This is a genomic window from Weissella thailandensis, assembly GCF_001932615.1.
In the GTDB taxonomy this organism is placed as follows: Bacteria; Bacillota; Bacilli; order Lactobacillales; family Lactobacillaceae; genus Weissella; species Weissella thailandensis.
This window is the reverse complement of the sequence record NZ_CP014332.1, coordinates 169,445-184,941: the sequence shown is the minus strand read 5'-3', so window position 1 is coordinate 184,941 and position 15,497 is coordinate 169,445. Positions and strand designations below refer to the sequence as shown.

17 protein-coding genes, 1 tRNA gene and 1 rRNA gene are annotated in these 15,497 nt (G+C 37.2%); 2 read left to right on the top strand and 17 right to left on the bottom strand.

The features are described from left to right. Window positions 1-341: 341 nt before the first annotated feature. Window positions 342-1,046, bottom strand: coding sequence for an FGGY family carbohydrate kinase (locus tag FOL01_RS01005; protein WP_075268892.1), 705 nt, complete (start codon window positions 1,044-1,046; stop codon window positions 342-344). A 127-nt stretch (window positions 1,047-1,173) separates the two neighbouring features. Beyond that, the gene (gene gnd / locus FOL01_RS01000) at window positions 1,174-2,082 is read right to left on the bottom strand and encodes a phosphogluconate dehydrogenase (NAD(+)-dependent, decarboxylating) (RefSeq protein WP_075268891.1); all 909 of its coding nucleotides are present in this window, start codon (window positions 2,080-2,082) and stop codon (window positions 1,174-1,176) included. Window positions 2,083-2,230: 148 nt separating this feature from the next. Here gnd and FOL01_RS00995 point away from each other — a divergent pair, with 148 nt between their 5' ends. Further along, window positions 2,231-3,073 (top strand): MurR/RpiR family transcriptional regulator, encoded by an 843-nt coding sequence (locus FOL01_RS00995; RefSeq protein WP_075268890.1) that lies wholly within the window; start codon window positions 2,231-2,233, stop codon window positions 3,071-3,073. Window positions 3,074-3,165: 92 nt separating this feature from the next. Here FOL01_RS00995 and FOL01_RS00990 read toward each other — a convergent pair whose 3' ends face one another. Continuing rightward, window positions 3,166-3,825, bottom strand: a complete 660-nt coding sequence (locus FOL01_RS00990) for a hypothetical protein (protein ID WP_075268889.1) — start codon at window positions 3,823-3,825, stop codon at window positions 3,166-3,168. Window positions 3,826-3,844: 19 nt separating this feature from the next. Further along, window positions 3,845-4,093: a GlsB/YeaQ/YmgE family stress response membrane protein gene (locus FOL01_RS00985; protein WP_075268888.1), complete on the bottom strand. Its 249-nt coding sequence runs from the start codon at window positions 4,091-4,093 to the stop codon at window positions 3,845-3,847. 75 nt (window positions 4,094-4,168) lie between these two features. On the opposite strand from FOL01_RS00985, the gene FOL01_RS00980 reads away from it, so the two are divergent. Next, complete coding sequence (locus FOL01_RS00980; protein ID WP_075268887.1) at window positions 4,169-4,522, top strand: iron-sulfur cluster biosynthesis family protein; 354 nt, start codon at window positions 4,169-4,171, stop codon at window positions 4,520-4,522. 67 nt (window positions 4,523-4,589) lie between these two features. Here FOL01_RS00980 and FOL01_RS00975 read toward each other — a convergent pair whose 3' ends face one another. From FOL01_RS00975 to FOL01_RS00915, 13 genes are all read right to left on the bottom strand, one after another. Further along, window positions 4,590-4,925, bottom strand: a complete 336-nt coding sequence (locus tag FOL01_RS00975; RefSeq protein WP_237342638.1) for a hypothetical protein — start codon at window positions 4,923-4,925, stop codon at window positions 4,590-4,592. Window positions 4,926-4,986: 61 nt separating this feature from the next. Then, a tRNA-Asn gene (locus FOL01_RS00970) sits at window positions 4,987-5,059 on the bottom strand. 5 nt (window positions 5,060-5,064) lie between these two features. Continuing rightward, a 5S ribosomal RNA gene (gene rrf, locus FOL01_RS00965) occupies window positions 5,065-5,181 on the bottom strand. Window positions 5,182-5,361: 180 nt separating this feature from the next. After that, entirely contained in the window at window positions 5,362-6,306 is a 945-nt protein-coding gene (locus FOL01_RS00960) for a Ppx/GppA family phosphatase (RefSeq protein WP_075268886.1), read from the bottom strand. A 28-nt stretch (window positions 6,307-6,334) separates the two neighbouring features. Beyond that, on the bottom strand, window positions 6,335-8,488 hold the full coding sequence (locus tag FOL01_RS00955; protein WP_075268885.1) for an RNA degradosome polyphosphate kinase: 2,154 nt from the start codon (window positions 8,486-8,488) through the stop codon (window positions 6,335-6,337). 3 nt (window positions 8,489-8,491) lie between these two features. Beyond that, window positions 8,492-10,027 (bottom strand): HD domain-containing protein, encoded by a 1,536-nt coding sequence (locus FOL01_RS00950; RefSeq protein ID WP_075268884.1) that lies wholly within the window; start codon window positions 10,025-10,027, stop codon window positions 8,492-8,494. 554 nt (window positions 10,028-10,581) lie between these two features. Further along, window positions 10,582-10,938, bottom strand: a complete 357-nt coding sequence (locus FOL01_RS00945) for a DUF1304 domain-containing protein (RefSeq protein WP_042493117.1) — start codon at window positions 10,936-10,938, stop codon at window positions 10,582-10,584. Window positions 10,939-10,971: 33 nt separating this feature from the next. Then, entirely contained in the window at window positions 10,972-11,907 is a 936-nt protein-coding gene (locus tag FOL01_RS00940; protein WP_075268883.1) for an NADP-dependent oxidoreductase, read from the bottom strand. Between the two features lie 10 nt (window positions 11,908-11,917). Continuing rightward, on the bottom strand, window positions 11,918-13,261 hold the full coding sequence (locus tag FOL01_RS00935) for a dihydrolipoyl dehydrogenase family protein (protein WP_075268882.1): 1,344 nt from the start codon (window positions 13,259-13,261) through the stop codon (window positions 11,918-11,920). Beyond that, a complete protein-coding gene (locus FOL01_RS00930; RefSeq protein WP_075268881.1) occupies window positions 13,254-13,724 on the bottom strand; it encodes a MarR family winged helix-turn-helix transcriptional regulator in 471 nt (156 codons plus the stop codon). The genes FOL01_RS00935 and FOL01_RS00930 overlap by 8 nt, the downstream gene beginning before the upstream one ends. Before the next feature lie 187 nt (window positions 13,725-13,911). Next, a complete protein-coding gene (locus FOL01_RS00925; protein ID WP_075268880.1) occupies window positions 13,912-14,919 on the bottom strand; it encodes a GH25 family lysozyme in 1,008 nt (335 codons plus the stop codon). Then, window positions 14,906-15,238, bottom strand: a complete 333-nt coding sequence (locus FOL01_RS00920) for a phage holin, LLH family (RefSeq protein ID WP_075268879.1) — start codon at window positions 15,236-15,238, stop codon at window positions 14,906-14,908. Before FOL01_RS00920 ends, FOL01_RS00925 begins: the two co-directional genes overlap by 14 nt. Beyond that, window positions 15,228-15,494: a hypothetical protein gene (locus tag FOL01_RS00915; protein ID WP_042493126.1), complete on the bottom strand. Its 267-nt coding sequence runs from the start codon at window positions 15,492-15,494 to the stop codon at window positions 15,228-15,230. Before FOL01_RS00915 ends, FOL01_RS00920 begins: the two co-directional genes overlap by 11 nt. Between the last annotated feature and the right edge of the window lie 3 nt (window positions 15,495-15,497).

The following is a 15,497-nucleotide window of genomic DNA, read 5'->3' as shown; positions in this document are numbered from 1 at the left end:
AACCGATTATAGCATAATTTTTATAGAATTGAACAATTAAGCGTAAAAGAAAAAGAGGCCTCTCTCACTAAATGAGTGCAGGCCTCTTTGTGTATAAGCGGACCACCACGTACCGCTTATACGTTTTCACCATATCATGTTAACGGGCACCACCCCATTAACAATCCCCTTTTGTTCTAAGAATCCCTTCTCAGAACACCTTCCGCCTTGTTGAGGCTCCTTCACAACCTCAACAAAACTATTATCGGACAGCAAGGCATTGCACCTTCCATAAAGGCGGCCCTAGGACATCACCCCTTGGCCAACTGCATCCCCGATAACATTAATTATTATAGCATACTTTATTTAAGGTGAAATGTTGTAAGAACGCTAATCCCTGTTCGGGTCGCAACTTCATCAGAAATAGTAAACGTCTGATCAGAAAAATCAGTCACTTCAGGTAAGGCTGCTGTCGTCAAGCCAGATAGCGCCAATGCTTGTGTGTCCCATTCATCAGTTACTAAGTCATATAATCCTGTTCGTGCAGCATAAGCCCGCGAAATAATATTTTTACCAAATAAACGGTAAATAATGTAGCTTTGCAAACTCATGTAATGCACAGCTTTCTCATAGATATCTGGTTGTTCGTTTTTTAACCATAAAATTAAGACAAAAGGCGTCCTATCCAACAACGATAAGCCCATTTTACGTTGTAGTTGACCAGTGACGCCATTCATTATCAAAGCATCAACATATTTTTGCGTATCTTGACCGTAAATAACCGGCATTAATGGTTCAAAGTTCTTATCTAGTGGCATTAAACCATCAAGAGAAATTTCTGAAAAAATAATCTCTTCAATTTTGGCAGCTGGGCTATCTAACAACAGCTTATTGGCCTCTTTAATGGCTGCAAGCGTCTGATTATAAATTTGGTCTGGTGTAATCGTTGCACGTTCTGCATAAGTCGTTGCCAATGGCAGTTCATGTTGACGCTGTGCATTATTTTCATCAATCAATGTCGTTTTAACTGACAACAAAGATACATCAATTGTTAGTGTATATTCCATGATAACTCCTCTAGGTTAATACTACTATTATACGCTAGTACAGCAAAAAAAGAGACCGGCACATTATTCATGTCCCAGTCTCCACTTTCACAATCAAAAATATTTTATAGGTCTAGCAAGGTAAAAATTACTTTGCAGCGTCCATAGCATGTCCACCGAATCCGTTACGCAATGCTGATACGACTTTACCAGTAAACGTATCTTCTTGCAATGAACGGTAACGCATCATCAATGACAAAGCAATAACAGGTGCTGGTACTTGCAAGTCCAATGACTCTTCAATAGTCCACTTACCTTCACCAGATGAGTGCATAACACCTGAAATCTTGTCCAACTTAGGATCATTTGAGAATTGCTCTTCAGCCAATTCCATCAACCATGAACGGATAACTGATCCGTGGTTCCACAACTTAGCAACGGCTTCGTAGTCGTAATCGTATTGTGAGGCTTCCAAAACTTCGAAACCTTCAGCAATAGATTGCATCATACCATACTCAATACCGTTGTGAACCATCTTCAAGTAGTGACCTGAACCTAATTCACCAGTGTATAGGTAACCATCTTTTTCAGCAATACCTTCAAACAAAGGCTCGATAGTCTTCCATGCTTCAGCGTCGTCTCCACCAATCATGAAGTTTCCACCGTTACGAGCACCTGACATACCACCTGAAGTACCAGCATCAAAGAACTTGATACCTGCAGCAGTTGTACGCTTATTTTGCTCCAAGTTATCCTTATAGTTTGAGTTTCCACCATCAATGATGATATCGCCAGCATCCATCTTTTCGATCAATGTATCGATTGTTGAGTTAGTTGGCTTACCAGCTGGAACCATTACCCAAACTACTTTTGGTGATGGCAAAGCTGCCAACATATCATCTAAGTCAGTAACACCAGTAACAGCGTCTGAATATGAGTCAGCTTCCTTTACTGAGTCTGCACTCAAATCATAAGCAACAGCCTCATGACCATTGTCAACAGCATTCTTTACCAAGTTCAAGCCCATCTTACCAAGGCCGATCATTGCGAACTTCATGTCTGTACCCCTTTTTTCTTTTGTTTTTTCTACACTCTTATTATAATGCAAAAGTTTTTCATATTGCAAGCTTTTTATTGTAAAATCTTTTCATTTTGTTTGAGTTTGTGTCATTTTGTGCCATAATTAGAGCATAGAAGGAGAAATTATGGCACAATCAGGATTTGCACGAATACGATCAATGCGCGACCAACTGACTGGATCAGATAATAAAATCGCTGCATTTATCTTACAAAACCCTACCGAAGTACGTTCATTAACCATTCAAGAAATGGCCAATGTAGTGGGCTTATCAACCGCGACCGTTTCCCGGTTTGTTAAGCGCGTTGGTTTTGGATCATTTCGTGAGTTTTCACTCAGTTTGGCTAGCCTTCCCGTTCCCGAAAATAGTTTTTTCGGCGAAATCGACCAGACTGATGACCAAAACGAAATTGTTCAAAAAGTTTTTAGTGGTGCAGAAAACGCTTTGGAAGCGACTGTCAATCTCATTAAACCAGAGGACTGGCAACTAGCAACTGACTGGCTTATCAATGCTCATCATGTTGGCCTATTTGGGATTGGTGGTTCATCAATCGTCGCTTTAAACGGTTATCATAAATTTTTAAGGACACCCTTACACATTGAACAACATCCAGATTATGACGTGCAGTTAATGCAGGCCGTTCATATGACGGATCAAGATGTTGCGATTGTTATCTCGCACTCTGGTCGTAATCATGGCACATTGAATATTACTAGACAACTTCAAGAAAACAACGTTAAAACTATTGCGATTACCGGACATCCCAAGTCTGAACTAGCCAAGCTTGCTTCACTAACTTTAGCTAGCGCAGCCGAGGAAGTTAATATTCGTAGTGAATCAATGTCATCTTTAATTGCACAATTAACTATTATGGACAGTCTGTTCACACTGGTTGGTGTGCAACTAGGAGATAAGACCCAAGCGGTCGTTGAGCGCATACGTGGCACAATTGAAGATAGTCGCGAATAATCGTGATAGTATTCTATATTATTTTATAATACAACTACATTATACAAAAAAGACACTAGCCTATGTTGTGCTAGTGTCTTTTTTGATTAATTTCATAATTGATCGACAGTTAAATCAGTTAATGACTGTAGCCACTGTTGCAATGACTGATCACTTGTCTCAACTGTAAATGGTGTTGTGGAATAGACAACGGCAACATTTTGCCAGCTAATTCCGTCTTGATCGATAAACGATTTTGCCAGTTCTTGAATATTATCATTCGTTACAGTCGCCAACTGGTTAGTTCCTGAAAAACGTGTGAGGTACCAATTAACAGCTAATTGTTGACCAATGACACTGGTAATATCCATGTCTTGGTTCATCAAACGAACCGCCTGTTTAGTTGGTAATGCGGGAACTTCCTTTTTTATAAAGCGAGAAAATTTTGACCACTGGCCAATAATAATTGCATAAAACTGCCAAGGCACTTTAATGGCAATTTGCGCCAGCGTTTGAACCGTGATCTTATCCATATCCCACAATCCATCCTCAGAAGTCTCAACTCCCTGTTCAGCCCACTCTGCTAAAAAACGTTGCATGGTTTCGTCAACTAGCGCAGATGTTGCCCGTTGTGTTAAAACATAACGACCTTGCAAAAAGTCAGCAACTGTTGACCTGTCAATCATGGCGTTGGCTTGACGTTGAGCATGCTGTTTCAGCTGACGACTTTTCTTACTAGCGCTGACACCTGCATAATGCCCTTGTTTAACCACAATACACCTCTCTCATTACCTATTTTGCTCGACTAAGCAACCAAGAAACTAAAATAACCACAATAACTGCACCAATAATCGATGGAATAATCGCCATACCGGCAACATTTGGTCCCCATGATCCTAGTACCAGCTCACCTAACCATGAACCAACTAAACCAGCGACAATATTTGCAATCCAACCCATAGAACCACCGTTTTTCGTTACAGCTCCTGCAATTGCACCAATAACTGCACCAATAATAAGTACCCAAATTAAATGAAACATCGTGAACTCCTTCCTAATTGTTAACTATCATCCGAACCTGTGCTACAATGAGCAGAAATGAGGAGGGACAATAACATGTATTTAACATTTTCTAACACCGCACAAAAGCGGATTAAACCCTTAATAACGACAGATACTCGTATCGCACTTGACTTAGACGATGGTGTTGGACCATTTTCAGATGCTGCCACATGTACTTTTGATGTGGCCTTCAACTTAGTCCTTTGCCAAGATAGCGATCTATCAGATGACTTCAATGTTACGATTGATAGTGATCTGGGCCCTGTCTACATCAAAGATTATACAACAGAACAGTTAGACTCTGCACTTAATTTGGACGTTGACCGTTATCTACGTTACAAACTTACTGGCCCATCAGGTATTTTAGACCCTAATGTCACATTACGTAACTTACAACCTGTTGGCTAACGATTCATCATTAATTAGTTTTAAATGCAAATAAGCCGAGACAGATAAAATGTCTCGGCTTATTTTTTTATCTATTGGCTAAGGTTTGTTCTAACTGCTGTATTTTATTAATCAATGCATCTTCAATAATTTCATGATGTGCCAACTCTTGCCTAGAAGTTTCAGGTTTTTGTACAGGTTTTAACACAACTGATTTACCTTGACCATCTGTGGCCTGATGTAGTTGTTCGTTTTCCTGACGTAAACGTTCATTTTCTTCCGCCATTAGCTGCATGGTTTCTTGTAACTCAGTCGCTTGTGATTGATAAATTTCTGCACCTGTACGCCATTTGTCCGCTTCTTTTTGTGCTTCATGTAAGGCATCTACTAATTGTTGTATTTCTTCTTCACTTCTTATTTTCAATTTGTTTGCCCCCTCGAAATAATTGTATAAAAAAAGCCATCCACCTGGAATGGCCATTGAACTCCGAATGTCGGGCTCGAACCGACGACAGCACGATTAACAGTCGTGTGCTCTACCAACTGAGCTAATTCGGAATGATGCATCGCGACGTCCTATCCTCGCAGGAGGCGATCCTCCAACTACTTTTGGCGCTACTGAGCTTAACTACTGTGTTCGGTATGGAAACAGGTGTGACCTCAGTGCCGTCATCACGATACGATAATGTAAGTATGTCACTCACAAAAAATAATATTAGCTTGAAATCTCAAATTTGTCAACATTTTCACACGAACATGATTAACAAAGAATTTTCAATCTGTTTGACCCATAAAAAACGTCTGAAATCTAAGAAATTATAGATTTCAGACGTTTAGACTAAACTAGTTATTAATATTTTCTATTGATTGGCAACATTTTCTCGCAGGATATCATGCAGGCGTTCATACAAGATACCAACTCTTAATCCACTCGTTGAGAAAGTAATTTTTTCAGAATCCAAATAATTCATTAAGAGAATAACAGGTATCAAACCACCAACAATAATATCGGCACGATCTTTACTGATACCAGGTACCTCTTTACGTCCTTCAAAGTCCAAACTGATGATGTCCTCAAATGTTTTGTTTACTTGCGTATCTTTAATTTGATAACCGTGAACTTCTTCCATATTGAACAGTCGATCACGACGACGGTTAATCTTAGCAAGCGTACGATTGCTACCGCCCAAACCAATAATTGGCAGGTTCAAACCATTCTTTAACCACCAAATATTTTGGAAAATTTCATTAATTGAAATAACCGCTTTAAATAATTCAGAAGCCGAGACGTGATTACCTAAATCATATTCGGAAGAAATAGTAACAGAACCGATTGGAATACTAATTAGGTTAGTCACTTTACCATTCTGAACGAGCACAATTTCAATACTTGCCCCACCCGTATCAATTAGAATGGCATTGGTAATTGGCAAAGTTTCAGTAACCCCGATATAGTCATAATAGGCCTCTTGCGTACCTGAAATAACTTCTAGATTAATCCCAATCTCTGACTTTACTTGTTTCAAAAACGCTTTTTGATTTGATGCCTGACGTACCGCGGCTGTTGCAACGGCCTTAATGCGCACATTATCTAATTCTTTATAGATATCCTTGAATGAATGCAAAGCCTTCATTGTTCGTTCAATAGCTGCTGGTTGTAAAATTTTCTTTTCACCCATATTTTCAGATAAACGCACAAACTCCTTCATATGAGTCACTGTTTCATGCGTACCATCTTCATTAATACGGGTAATTGTCATTCGAACTGAATTAGATCCCAAATCAATTACTACAAAGTTTTCCATTAAACTTCCTTTCTATCTATTATATCGATTATCTTTCCTCACCAAACGGATCATGTTGATTTTCTGGGCTCATCATAGGTTGAAACTGGTTTGGATTTTGCTTATGTAAATCCAACTGTTGTTTTTCTGCCCACTGTGTTGCTTGCACAGCAAAATAATCTTGCGCATCTAATGAAGCTCGACCTCGACGATCGACCCGATTATATGTGCCATCGACATCGAGTACCCGTGTTCTCACATTATCCTGCCATAATGTACGGTAAATTGATAAAACACGTTGTGCCAAGTCGGGTTGTTCAACTGGGAACAGTTGTTCAACCCGTCGATTTAAGTTTCTTGTCATCAAATCAGCTGACGATAAATAAACTTGCTTTTCACCTTCAAAATCAAAAATATAAATTCGACTATGCTCCAAAAAGCGGCCGACAATTGAATGTACACTGATTGACTCACTGATGCCTTTAATACCAGGTTTCAAACAACAAATACCTCTAATCAGTAAATCAATTTTTACACCAGCATGCGATGCTTCGTACATTTTAGCAATCATTTCCTGATCAGACAAAGAATTCATCTTCATTTGAACATGTACTGGCCGACCGAATTGTGCATAACGAATGGCCTGATCTAATTTATCAATAATAAATTCTCGAATACCATTGGGCGAAATATGAAGTTTATGAAAGTATGGTGGCCGAGAATAACCAGATAACATATTAAATATATTTGTCACATCGACACCAATATTATTATTTGCTGTTAACAAACCAATATCCGTATAGAAATGGGCTGTACTATCGTTATAATTTCCGGTCCCTAAATGAACATATCGTCGAATACCACTTTCTTCACGCCGTACAACTAAGGATAGTTTAGAATGCGTTTTTAAGCCAACCAACCCATAGATTACATGACATCCCATGCGTTCAAGTTGACGTGCCCAGTGCACGTTATTTTCTTCATCAAACCGTGCTTTAACCTCAACCAAAACAGTCACCTGTTTACCATTTTGTGCTGCACGACCCAAATATTTAATAATTGGTGAGTTCCCTGACACCCGATATAGGGTCATCTTAATTGCCAATACACCTTTATCAATAGATGCCTGACGAATAAATTCCACCACTGAATCAAATTTATCATATGGATGCTGCATTAACCGGTCTCGTTCTTGTATCGATTCGAAAATATTATGCTCATCATTGAGATCTGTATCCTGGTAGGCTTGAAATGGCGGATACTTTAATTCATCTTTGTCAGCTACTGTGCTATACAGTTTACCTAGGAAGTTTAGATCAACCGGACCATTAACCTCATAAACCGAATCTTCGTCAGTTCCTAATTCACGTACCAGCCGTTTCCGCAACTTTTTACTAATATCAGATTCAACTTCTAACCGAATAACTTTTCCATGTTCACGCAACTTTAACTGCTGTTGCACTTCTTTCAATAAATCAGATGTATCTTCTTCAGCCACATCCAAATCCATATCACGAATGACTCGAAAAGTAGATACATCATGAATATCGTAATTAACAAATAATTGGTCAACAAATTTCTTAATGATATCTTCTAATAAGATAAAATCATTCTCTGCCTTTGGTAGTCTGACAACACGTGGAAAAATGCTTGGTACTTGCAGTGTCGCATATAACGACTTATCATGCCCCTTTTTACTCAAGCGTAATGATAAGTTGATCGTATCATTACCAATAAATGGGAAAGGACGAGATGTATCATCTGCCATTGGTGTTAGAACCGGATACAGTTCATCATGAAAATAACTCTTTATGAATTGCAACTGTTCATCATTTAATTCTTCAACTCGTAATAGATTAATACCCACCTGCTTAATCGCTGGCAACAAAATACGATTCAACGTCGTATATTGCTTGACTAATTGTTCATGGGCTTTATCATTAACAGCCTTTAATTGTTGGGCTGCTGACAATCCTGACGCATCATGGCCATCCCATTTGACTTCAACTAACTTTGCTAAAGAGGCCACCCGAACCATCACAAATTCATCCATATTACTCTGTGTAATTCCCAAAAATTTGAGTCGTTCTAATAATGGATTATGCTTATTACGTGCCTCTTCAAGCACCCGATCATTAAAATCTAACCAGCTCAACTCGCGGTTAGTGTAAAATTGTGGGTCTTCATAATCAATTTCTGTCATTACTTACCCCCCCCTCTGTTTCAATATTGCTTTTAAGCCATATGTTTCTTGAAAGAAATGACTTTTAGAATTAAAAATCCAATTTTCATAGGCCAAATTGTCATTACTGTATGCTGAAATCACGACACTTTTACTTTTTATTGATACTGAAATTTTCTTAATGTTTTGCTGGCGATCATCATCTAATGCATCTGCTAAACGCAGAATTGCCGCTAGCTTTGAAATTAATCGTCTATTATCTGCAGAAATTTGGCTAAAATGACTCAAATCCTCACTTGGCGTAGTTGAACTATGATACTTCGCAATTGCAGCCACGATTTCCAATTCTTCACTAGATAGACCAATAAGATCCGAATGTCTAATAATATATTCAGAATGCAAGTAATGAGAGTGGACACCAATATAATTACCCACATCGTGTAAAATAGCAGCAATTTCTAATAATACCAACTCTCGCTTCCCCAATGTATGGAGTGGTTTTAATTGAATAAATAAATGGCGCGCAAATTTAGTAACAAGTTCACGATGGATTGGTTCAACATCATAGTGGTCAGCTAAATTTACAGCCATGGTAATTATTTGATCGGTAAAATCATGTTTTGAAAAACCGAGAGCAACTTCTTCATCGTTAACAATACCATCAACAATTTCTGAGTCTGAAAAACTAATTTGTCTAGCACTAGTTAACTGAATAATCCGCCGAATCAATAATAATTCTGGCAATATCAGTGGTACTGCATCTTCGTTAACCTGCAGCTGATTAATCAGGTACTGGTCTGAAGCATCTACCATGTCATCAACTAAATCATTAAAAACCGCAATCGAAAAAGCTGGTTTCTTCTCCTGCTTAAGGTATTGTGTGACTAAATTTTTAATCGGCGATGTCCCTAATAGAATAATTTGGGAATTTGCTTTTTCTGATGCAACATGACCAAGAATACCAATATCAAAATCCTTTAATTTGCTATCAATATAATCATTCAAGACACTAATAGAGTTTGGTGCAGATTGTCGTAAACTTTCTAAATCTTCTGAAATTTTGATTGGTCCTATTGCAAAATTAGTCGATGTTACAAAGTCACCATTATCAAAACGAGTAACGGATGTATTTCCTGAGGTAATACCAACCAGGTAGGCAATACCTTCACTATCCTCATGATCTCTTTTAAGTTCCAGAGAAATGTTTTGATTACGATAATAAGCTTCGTCACTCATTGATAGCCATCGAACTTCAATACCTGTATGTAAGAAAAACTGATCCGCCATAAAGTCAGCATTCAGCGCCTGTGATAAAGCCTGACTACCCCATAATTGATAATTTTCAACGCCATAATCACGTAGTATCTGAATAAAGCCAGTTAGTGCTTCAACAATTTTATTAACTGATTCAAATCTAACTGGTTGTTGATGGTAGACATCATCACCCAAATTAATTTCTTTTACAACTTTTTCAAGAGACTTGTGTGTTTTTAAATTAACAATCAACAATTCTACCCCAGTAACGTTGACTGTCATAACGCCAAAGTATTTTTTATTCATTTGAAGTCTCCCCAATTCTTCTTTTTGAATTATAATTCTTATATGATAGTATACAATAAATTGTCAAATTTAATCTGCAAAAATGGATTAATGACATAAAAAAATCCCATGATACTTTCCCTAATACTAAGGTCTCATAGTGCAAAGCACCTATGCAAGCATACATGATAATCTTAAAAAGTTTTGGTATACAAAAAAGCTCCTATAAACCTTGATAACAAGATTTATAGGAGCTACACGCATGCCGACTGGGGGCAAAATATAATAAATTGTAAAAAATAGTACGCTATATTTTTCTTTTTTTAACAGTTTTCTACTATATAAATAGATAATAATTACTATTAATTGTTTTTATCAGTGCTACAAAAAATGCTACAAATTTAAAGATTCATTTACAACACAAAAAAGCCCACTAAGTTATGCAATTTAGCATAGCTCAGTGGGCTTGATTTTATTTAACTTCAGTTAGTAACTGTTACACTTTGCCATGTTTCATAACTAGTGCTGAATTTCATGATACTAGTTGCACTAGCTTTAATTTTATCTAACTCAGATTAGAAGATTAAAACCATAAAAGCTAAAAAAGCAGGTAATCCTTGTATGATGAGTATTTTTTTAGCAGCTGTTAGACTACCATAAATCGCTACTAGAACCACAAACAACATTTCTAATTCCAACATTGTTGTTTGCTGTGGCCCTTTTAAAAACACGAGTGTACCAATAATCAATGCACCAAAAAGGCCATTATATATTCCTTGATTGGCTAATAAAGTTTTAACTTCAGGCATTTTAACAAAAGATTCATCTAATTCAAATGCATTTGCTTGTTGTTTAGGCGCTCCAAACATTTCTAAAATCATAATACCTATTGCCTCAATGCTCACAATAGCTATCAAAATAGTTTCAATCATAAATTTTTTCTCCTGTGACAGAAATTACGTGCATCATTTTATCTTAACAATAACTTTTCCACGAGCATGATGTGTTTCACTACGCTTTTGGGCAGATTGTATTCCCTCAGTTGTAAGCGGATATGTGCTATCAATCACAATCTTCAAATTATTATTTCTAATTTGTTTGCCTAAGAAACTAAGGTCTTCACCATTTGGCTGTAACCAGCCAGTCATTATATGCTTATCTGACATCTCTTTTTGTTCTTCAGTCAACGCACCGGAAATCGTTACAAAACTTCCACCAGTTTTAAGAATACTAATACCACCCTCTATATCATTAACCGTGTCTAAAACAGCATCATAATCAGATAGTACTTCAGTGATTGTATTTTCATGATAGTCTATTACTAAATCCGCACCTAACGACTTCACAAATTCAGTGTTATTTTCACTAGCAGTAGTAGCAACAAAAGCGCCAAATATTTTTGCTAATTGGATTGCAAAGATACCTACGCCACCTGCACCACCCTGGATAAGTATTTTTTGACCAGCTTCTAAATTGAGTTGTCTTAACATTTGTAAAGCTGTTAAGCCTGCCAGAGGAACTGCAGCTGCTTCTTCGAAACTAATATTTTCAGGCTTCAACGCTAGTTTATCCTCTTTTACAGCCGTATATTCTGCATAAGATCCGTTCGTACCAATAGGATCTATATCTGGCCGAGCAAATACCTCATCTCCAATTTTAAAGCCTTGTACTTTATCTCCCAAAGCAACAATTTTTCCAGCTAAGTCCCAACCTAATACTACTGGAAATTGCCATTTAAATATTGATTGAAGTAAACCTTGACGAGCTTTATAATCAATCGGATTTATACTACTAGCAAAATTTTTTACTAACACCTCATCCTCTTTTAGGATAGGCCTATCTATATCAGTAACCTCAAGTTGAGTTACATCACCATATTCTTTAATAATGGCTGCTTTCATTATTATTCTCCTAAGCTAAATACTGGGCAATCATAGGCAACAAGATACCAGAATGTGTCGGAAAGGCAAAAATTTGATTTTGAATATCTTCAGAAGTGTATTGATGATTTATTACCTGAACAAGATCATTAATGATCTCTGGCGCGAAATCGCCAATTATCGAAGCACCTACTAATCTTTTGTCTTTATTGAGAATAATTTTTATCTTGGCATTTTCATCATTCAAAGTCTGAAAACGCATAAGTTTACCATATGGTATTTCGTATATCTTTAATTGTTGGTCATTTTTTGCCATACCAACTGTGACACCAACTTGAGCTAATCGCGGCAGGGTAAACGCAACCGATGGCACAACAGGATATTTTATAGGATTAGAATCACCTAATAAAATTCTAGCAATGTAGTTTGATTCAAACGTTGCAGTTGGTGTAAGGCGTGGTATTAATTTATCTATAACGTCGCCACTAGCATAAATATTTACATTAGACGTTTGTAGATAGTCGTTAACAACGACACCATGATTATTATATTCAACGTTAGCAGCATCTAATCCAAGATTTTCAATATTAGGTATACGTCCAGTTGTATCCATCACGTATTCAGTCGTGTACTTTTTTCCTTGAGCTGTTTCAAGAATATACTGATTATTTTCTGTCGAAATTACTTGAGAAACACGTTGATTAAAGTCAAATTTAATACCCCTATTAATCATATCTCTCACAACTTCTTGCGAATATTCACTATCAAAACCAGAAAGTGCATGCTCACTATATTCAACTATAGTCACCTCACTACCGGCAGCACGAGCAATTGATGCAAATTCCATTGCAATATACCCTGCACCGATAAACACAATTGAATGTGGCATTTCTGATAATTCCAAAAAATCAGTACTATCATGTAATAATTCATTACCAGGAATAGGTAATTTTGCAGGTTTTTGTCCTGTAGCAATAACAAATTTATCTGCTTGGTATGTTATATCATTTACCATCAATGTTTTTACATCCGTAAATTTGGCATGTCCTGAAATAATATCAATACCATCTACTGAAAGCATATGTGCAAGGCCTTCGGACAACGGATCAATTACCTTATGTTTGTATGCCATTAATTCTGGCCAAGTAATATTTGGTGTTTCATCAATTCCTATTCCATGATAGTGATGCAAATGATGGATTAATTCTGCTGGACCATCTAGCAAGATTTTAGCGTTACATCCAAAGTTGGTACAAGTACCAGCAACTTTATTTTCTTCTACCAAGGCAACTCTTTTACCAGCTCTTGATAAGGTTTGTGCTCCGTGCCATGCTGCATGACCACTCCCAATAAATATTACATCATAGTTATCCATTTAATTGATTCTCCCATTTACGTGCTAAAATCATTTTCTGTAATGTCTCGTTTAAAACTTTATTTTCAGAAATAATTGTAGATACTGGTTTGGTACTAGTTGCAATCAATTCATCTCGTATAATTGCAATATTCAATAATATTTGTTCAAAAACTAAACGCTTTGATTCTGATATTTTTAAATATTTTACACGTCGATCCGCTTCACTAGGTACCTTGATAAGCCATTTTTTACTAACCAATCTATCAATTACTGGTGTAAGTGTATTACTTGATAGATCTAATGCTTTACCGACATCCATTAACTTAGCAGATTTATTTTTATAGACGATAAGCAATGACATATACTGCAAGTAAGACAAGTCATAATCTCCTAGAACCTCTCCATATAAATGATGAAAATAACGATTTGTAGTATATACAGACAAACACAATTCATCATACAGTGTATCTTTATTAGACATATATGATCTCCTTTCTGATAATTATATCGTACACGACATAATCGTCAATATCAACTTTGTAACAAACCGTTCTTATAATTATTTAAAATGCTTATCTGATTTCTTCTAAAAATACTGATATTTAATATCTTCTTATAAAAAAAAGCCCACTAAGTCATTCTTTCAGAATAACCTAGTGGGCTTGATTTTATTTAACTTCAGTTAGTGTTCCTGCATCCTCCCACACGTTGCCATAACGTGTTCCAAATGCAATTCCGTTCTTATCAACACCAAGTACTTCAATCCGATCAGAATGTAGTCGGAAGTAATCGCCAACTGCCAATTTTTGACTAGCAGTTTTCTTACCATTCTTGTCGACCTTATCGACTGATGCAACGCCTAGTCCATTAGTGATCCAATTGATATCCTTACCGCCAGCAAGTTCATAGTTAACAACCTGCCACATACCATTGACATATTTCATGGCATCTACTCGATATGCAGGACGACCCTTGAAATGCTCACCAACATGTAAGACCTGATCGGGCTGGTTCACAGTTGGCTTAGCAACTGGTTTTGTAGTCGCTTGCGCTTGAACAGTTTTTTCTGACCAATCAAGCAGCAATGTTGAACCGTCCAGTCCTAATGACTTCCAATTGTTAGTGTATTGCCAAGCAATCACCCCGTCTACTGATGGGAAGTAGTTAAAATCTGGATATGACGTTCCAGGATAACCAGCTATCCAAGTTACATTAGGAAATGCTTTATTAACGGCAGCATGGTTAACATGTTCATTAATGAAGTACTTACCAGTGTAGAACCATGGAATAAAGCCAGCATTCTTAACGTCTTGCATAAAAGCAATAATTGCATTGGCATTGGCGTTCTTATTGGTACCGGTTGTGGCAGCACCTTCATAATCTAATGCTAAGATTGAGCCCTTAGCTAGTCGTGCCTTTGCTTGTGTAAGGAAATACTTAGCTTCAGCATGAGCGTTAGCTACATTGCCACCGAACATAGCATAGTGATAACCGGCAGTTTTTAGTCCTGCTTGATCAGCGTGATTAACTTGGTTAGTTGCTTTAGGGTTAATGTAGCCTGTCCCCTGCGTAATTTTGACAATTGCTGCACGAGAGCCCTTAGCTTTCAAGCCTTGGAAGTAAGCCAATGTATCTGGTTGATAATTTGCCACATCATTAAATTCAAATTTGGTCATTAGTCTTACCTCCATTATGTAGAGCCATTACAGCGAGTTCAATCACAGTGTCGAGTTGCTTGTCATCAAATTTCAAGCCGAGCTTGTTGGCGTTTAAGCGTTCAGTTAAGAAATTCAAAGCAGATTGTTTCTTTTCCACTGATCCTTGTAGATGTGTTTCTGCATATTGCACAGCTTGCATTGCCCACTCATTCAATAGTAACAAATTCTTATTCTTGGTGTGGGCAACAAAAAAACGGCTCGCTGCGTGTGCAACTGCCGTTAATACTCCCGTGCTCCAAAGAGCTAATACCCATTCACTAATATGATTAATGTTCATTTTCTAACTTATCCTCCAATTCTTTAATGCGTTGCGTCAATTTTTCAATAGATGCATGTGCTTTTTGTAATTCTGCTGTCAGTTCAGCATTTTGTTCAATTAGCTTATTGTTTGATTTCATCAACTCGTTATACATCGTAATAAAATCTTTATCAGCTGAGACAGTTTTAGCGACATTCATTTTCCAAATGGCCAACACTCCAGCCACTGAGGCGGAAAGAAAGCCCAATAAAGCTGTCCAAGTAGCTTGACTCATTAA

Bases quoted from the DNA above. Each gene is read 5' to 3' on its own strand.
- FOL01_RS01005 (WP_075268892.1), bottom strand. From the start codon at position 1,046: ATGGAATATACACTAACAATTGATGTATCTTTGTTGTCAGTTAAAACG.
- gnd (WP_075268891.1), bottom strand. From the start codon at position 2,082: ATGAAGTTCGCAATGATCGGCCTTGGTAAGATGGGCTTGAACTTGGTA.
- FOL01_RS00995 (WP_075268890.1), top strand. From the start codon at position 2,231: ATGGCACAATCAGGATTTGCACGAATACGATCAATGCGCGACCAACTG.
- FOL01_RS00985 (WP_075268888.1), bottom strand. From the start codon at position 4,093: ATGTTTCATTTAATTTGGGTACTTATTATTGGTGCAGTTATTGGTGCA.
- FOL01_RS00980 (WP_075268887.1), top strand. From the start codon at position 4,169: ATGTATTTAACATTTTCTAACACCGCACAAAAGCGGATTAAACCCTTA.
- FOL01_RS00960 (WP_075268886.1), bottom strand. From the start codon at position 6,306: ATGGAAAACTTTGTAGTAATTGATTTGGGATCTAATTCAGTTCGAATG.
- FOL01_RS00955 (WP_075268885.1), bottom strand. From the start codon at position 8,488: ATGACAGAAATTGATTATGAAGACCCACAATTTTACACTAACCGCGAG.
- FOL01_RS00950 (WP_075268884.1), bottom strand. From the start codon at position 10,027: ATGAATAAAAAATACTTTGGCGTTATGACAGTCAACGTTACTGGGGTA.
- FOL01_RS00945 (WP_042493117.1), bottom strand. From the start codon at position 10,938: ATGATTGAAACTATTTTGATAGCTATTGTGAGCATTGAGGCAATAGGT.
- FOL01_RS00940 (WP_075268883.1), bottom strand. From the start codon at position 11,907: ATGAAAGCAGCCATTATTAAAGAATATGGTGATGTAACTCAACTTGAG.
- FOL01_RS00935 (WP_075268882.1), bottom strand. From the start codon at position 13,261: ATGGATAACTATGATGTAATATTTATTGGGAGTGGTCATGCAGCATGG.
- FOL01_RS00930 (WP_075268881.1), bottom strand. From the start codon at position 13,724: ATGTCTAATAAAGATACACTGTATGATGAATTGTGTTTGTCTGTATAT.
- FOL01_RS00925 (WP_075268880.1), bottom strand. From the start codon at position 14,919: ATGACCAAATTTGAATTTAATGATGTGGCAAATTATCAACCAGATACA.
- FOL01_RS00920 (WP_075268879.1), bottom strand. From the start codon at position 15,238: ATGAACATTAATCATATTAGTGAATGGGTATTAGCTCTTTGGAGCACG.
- FOL01_RS00915 (WP_042493126.1), bottom strand. From the start codon at position 15,494: ATGAGTCAAGCTACTTGGACAGCTTTATTGGGCTTTCTTTCCGCCTCA.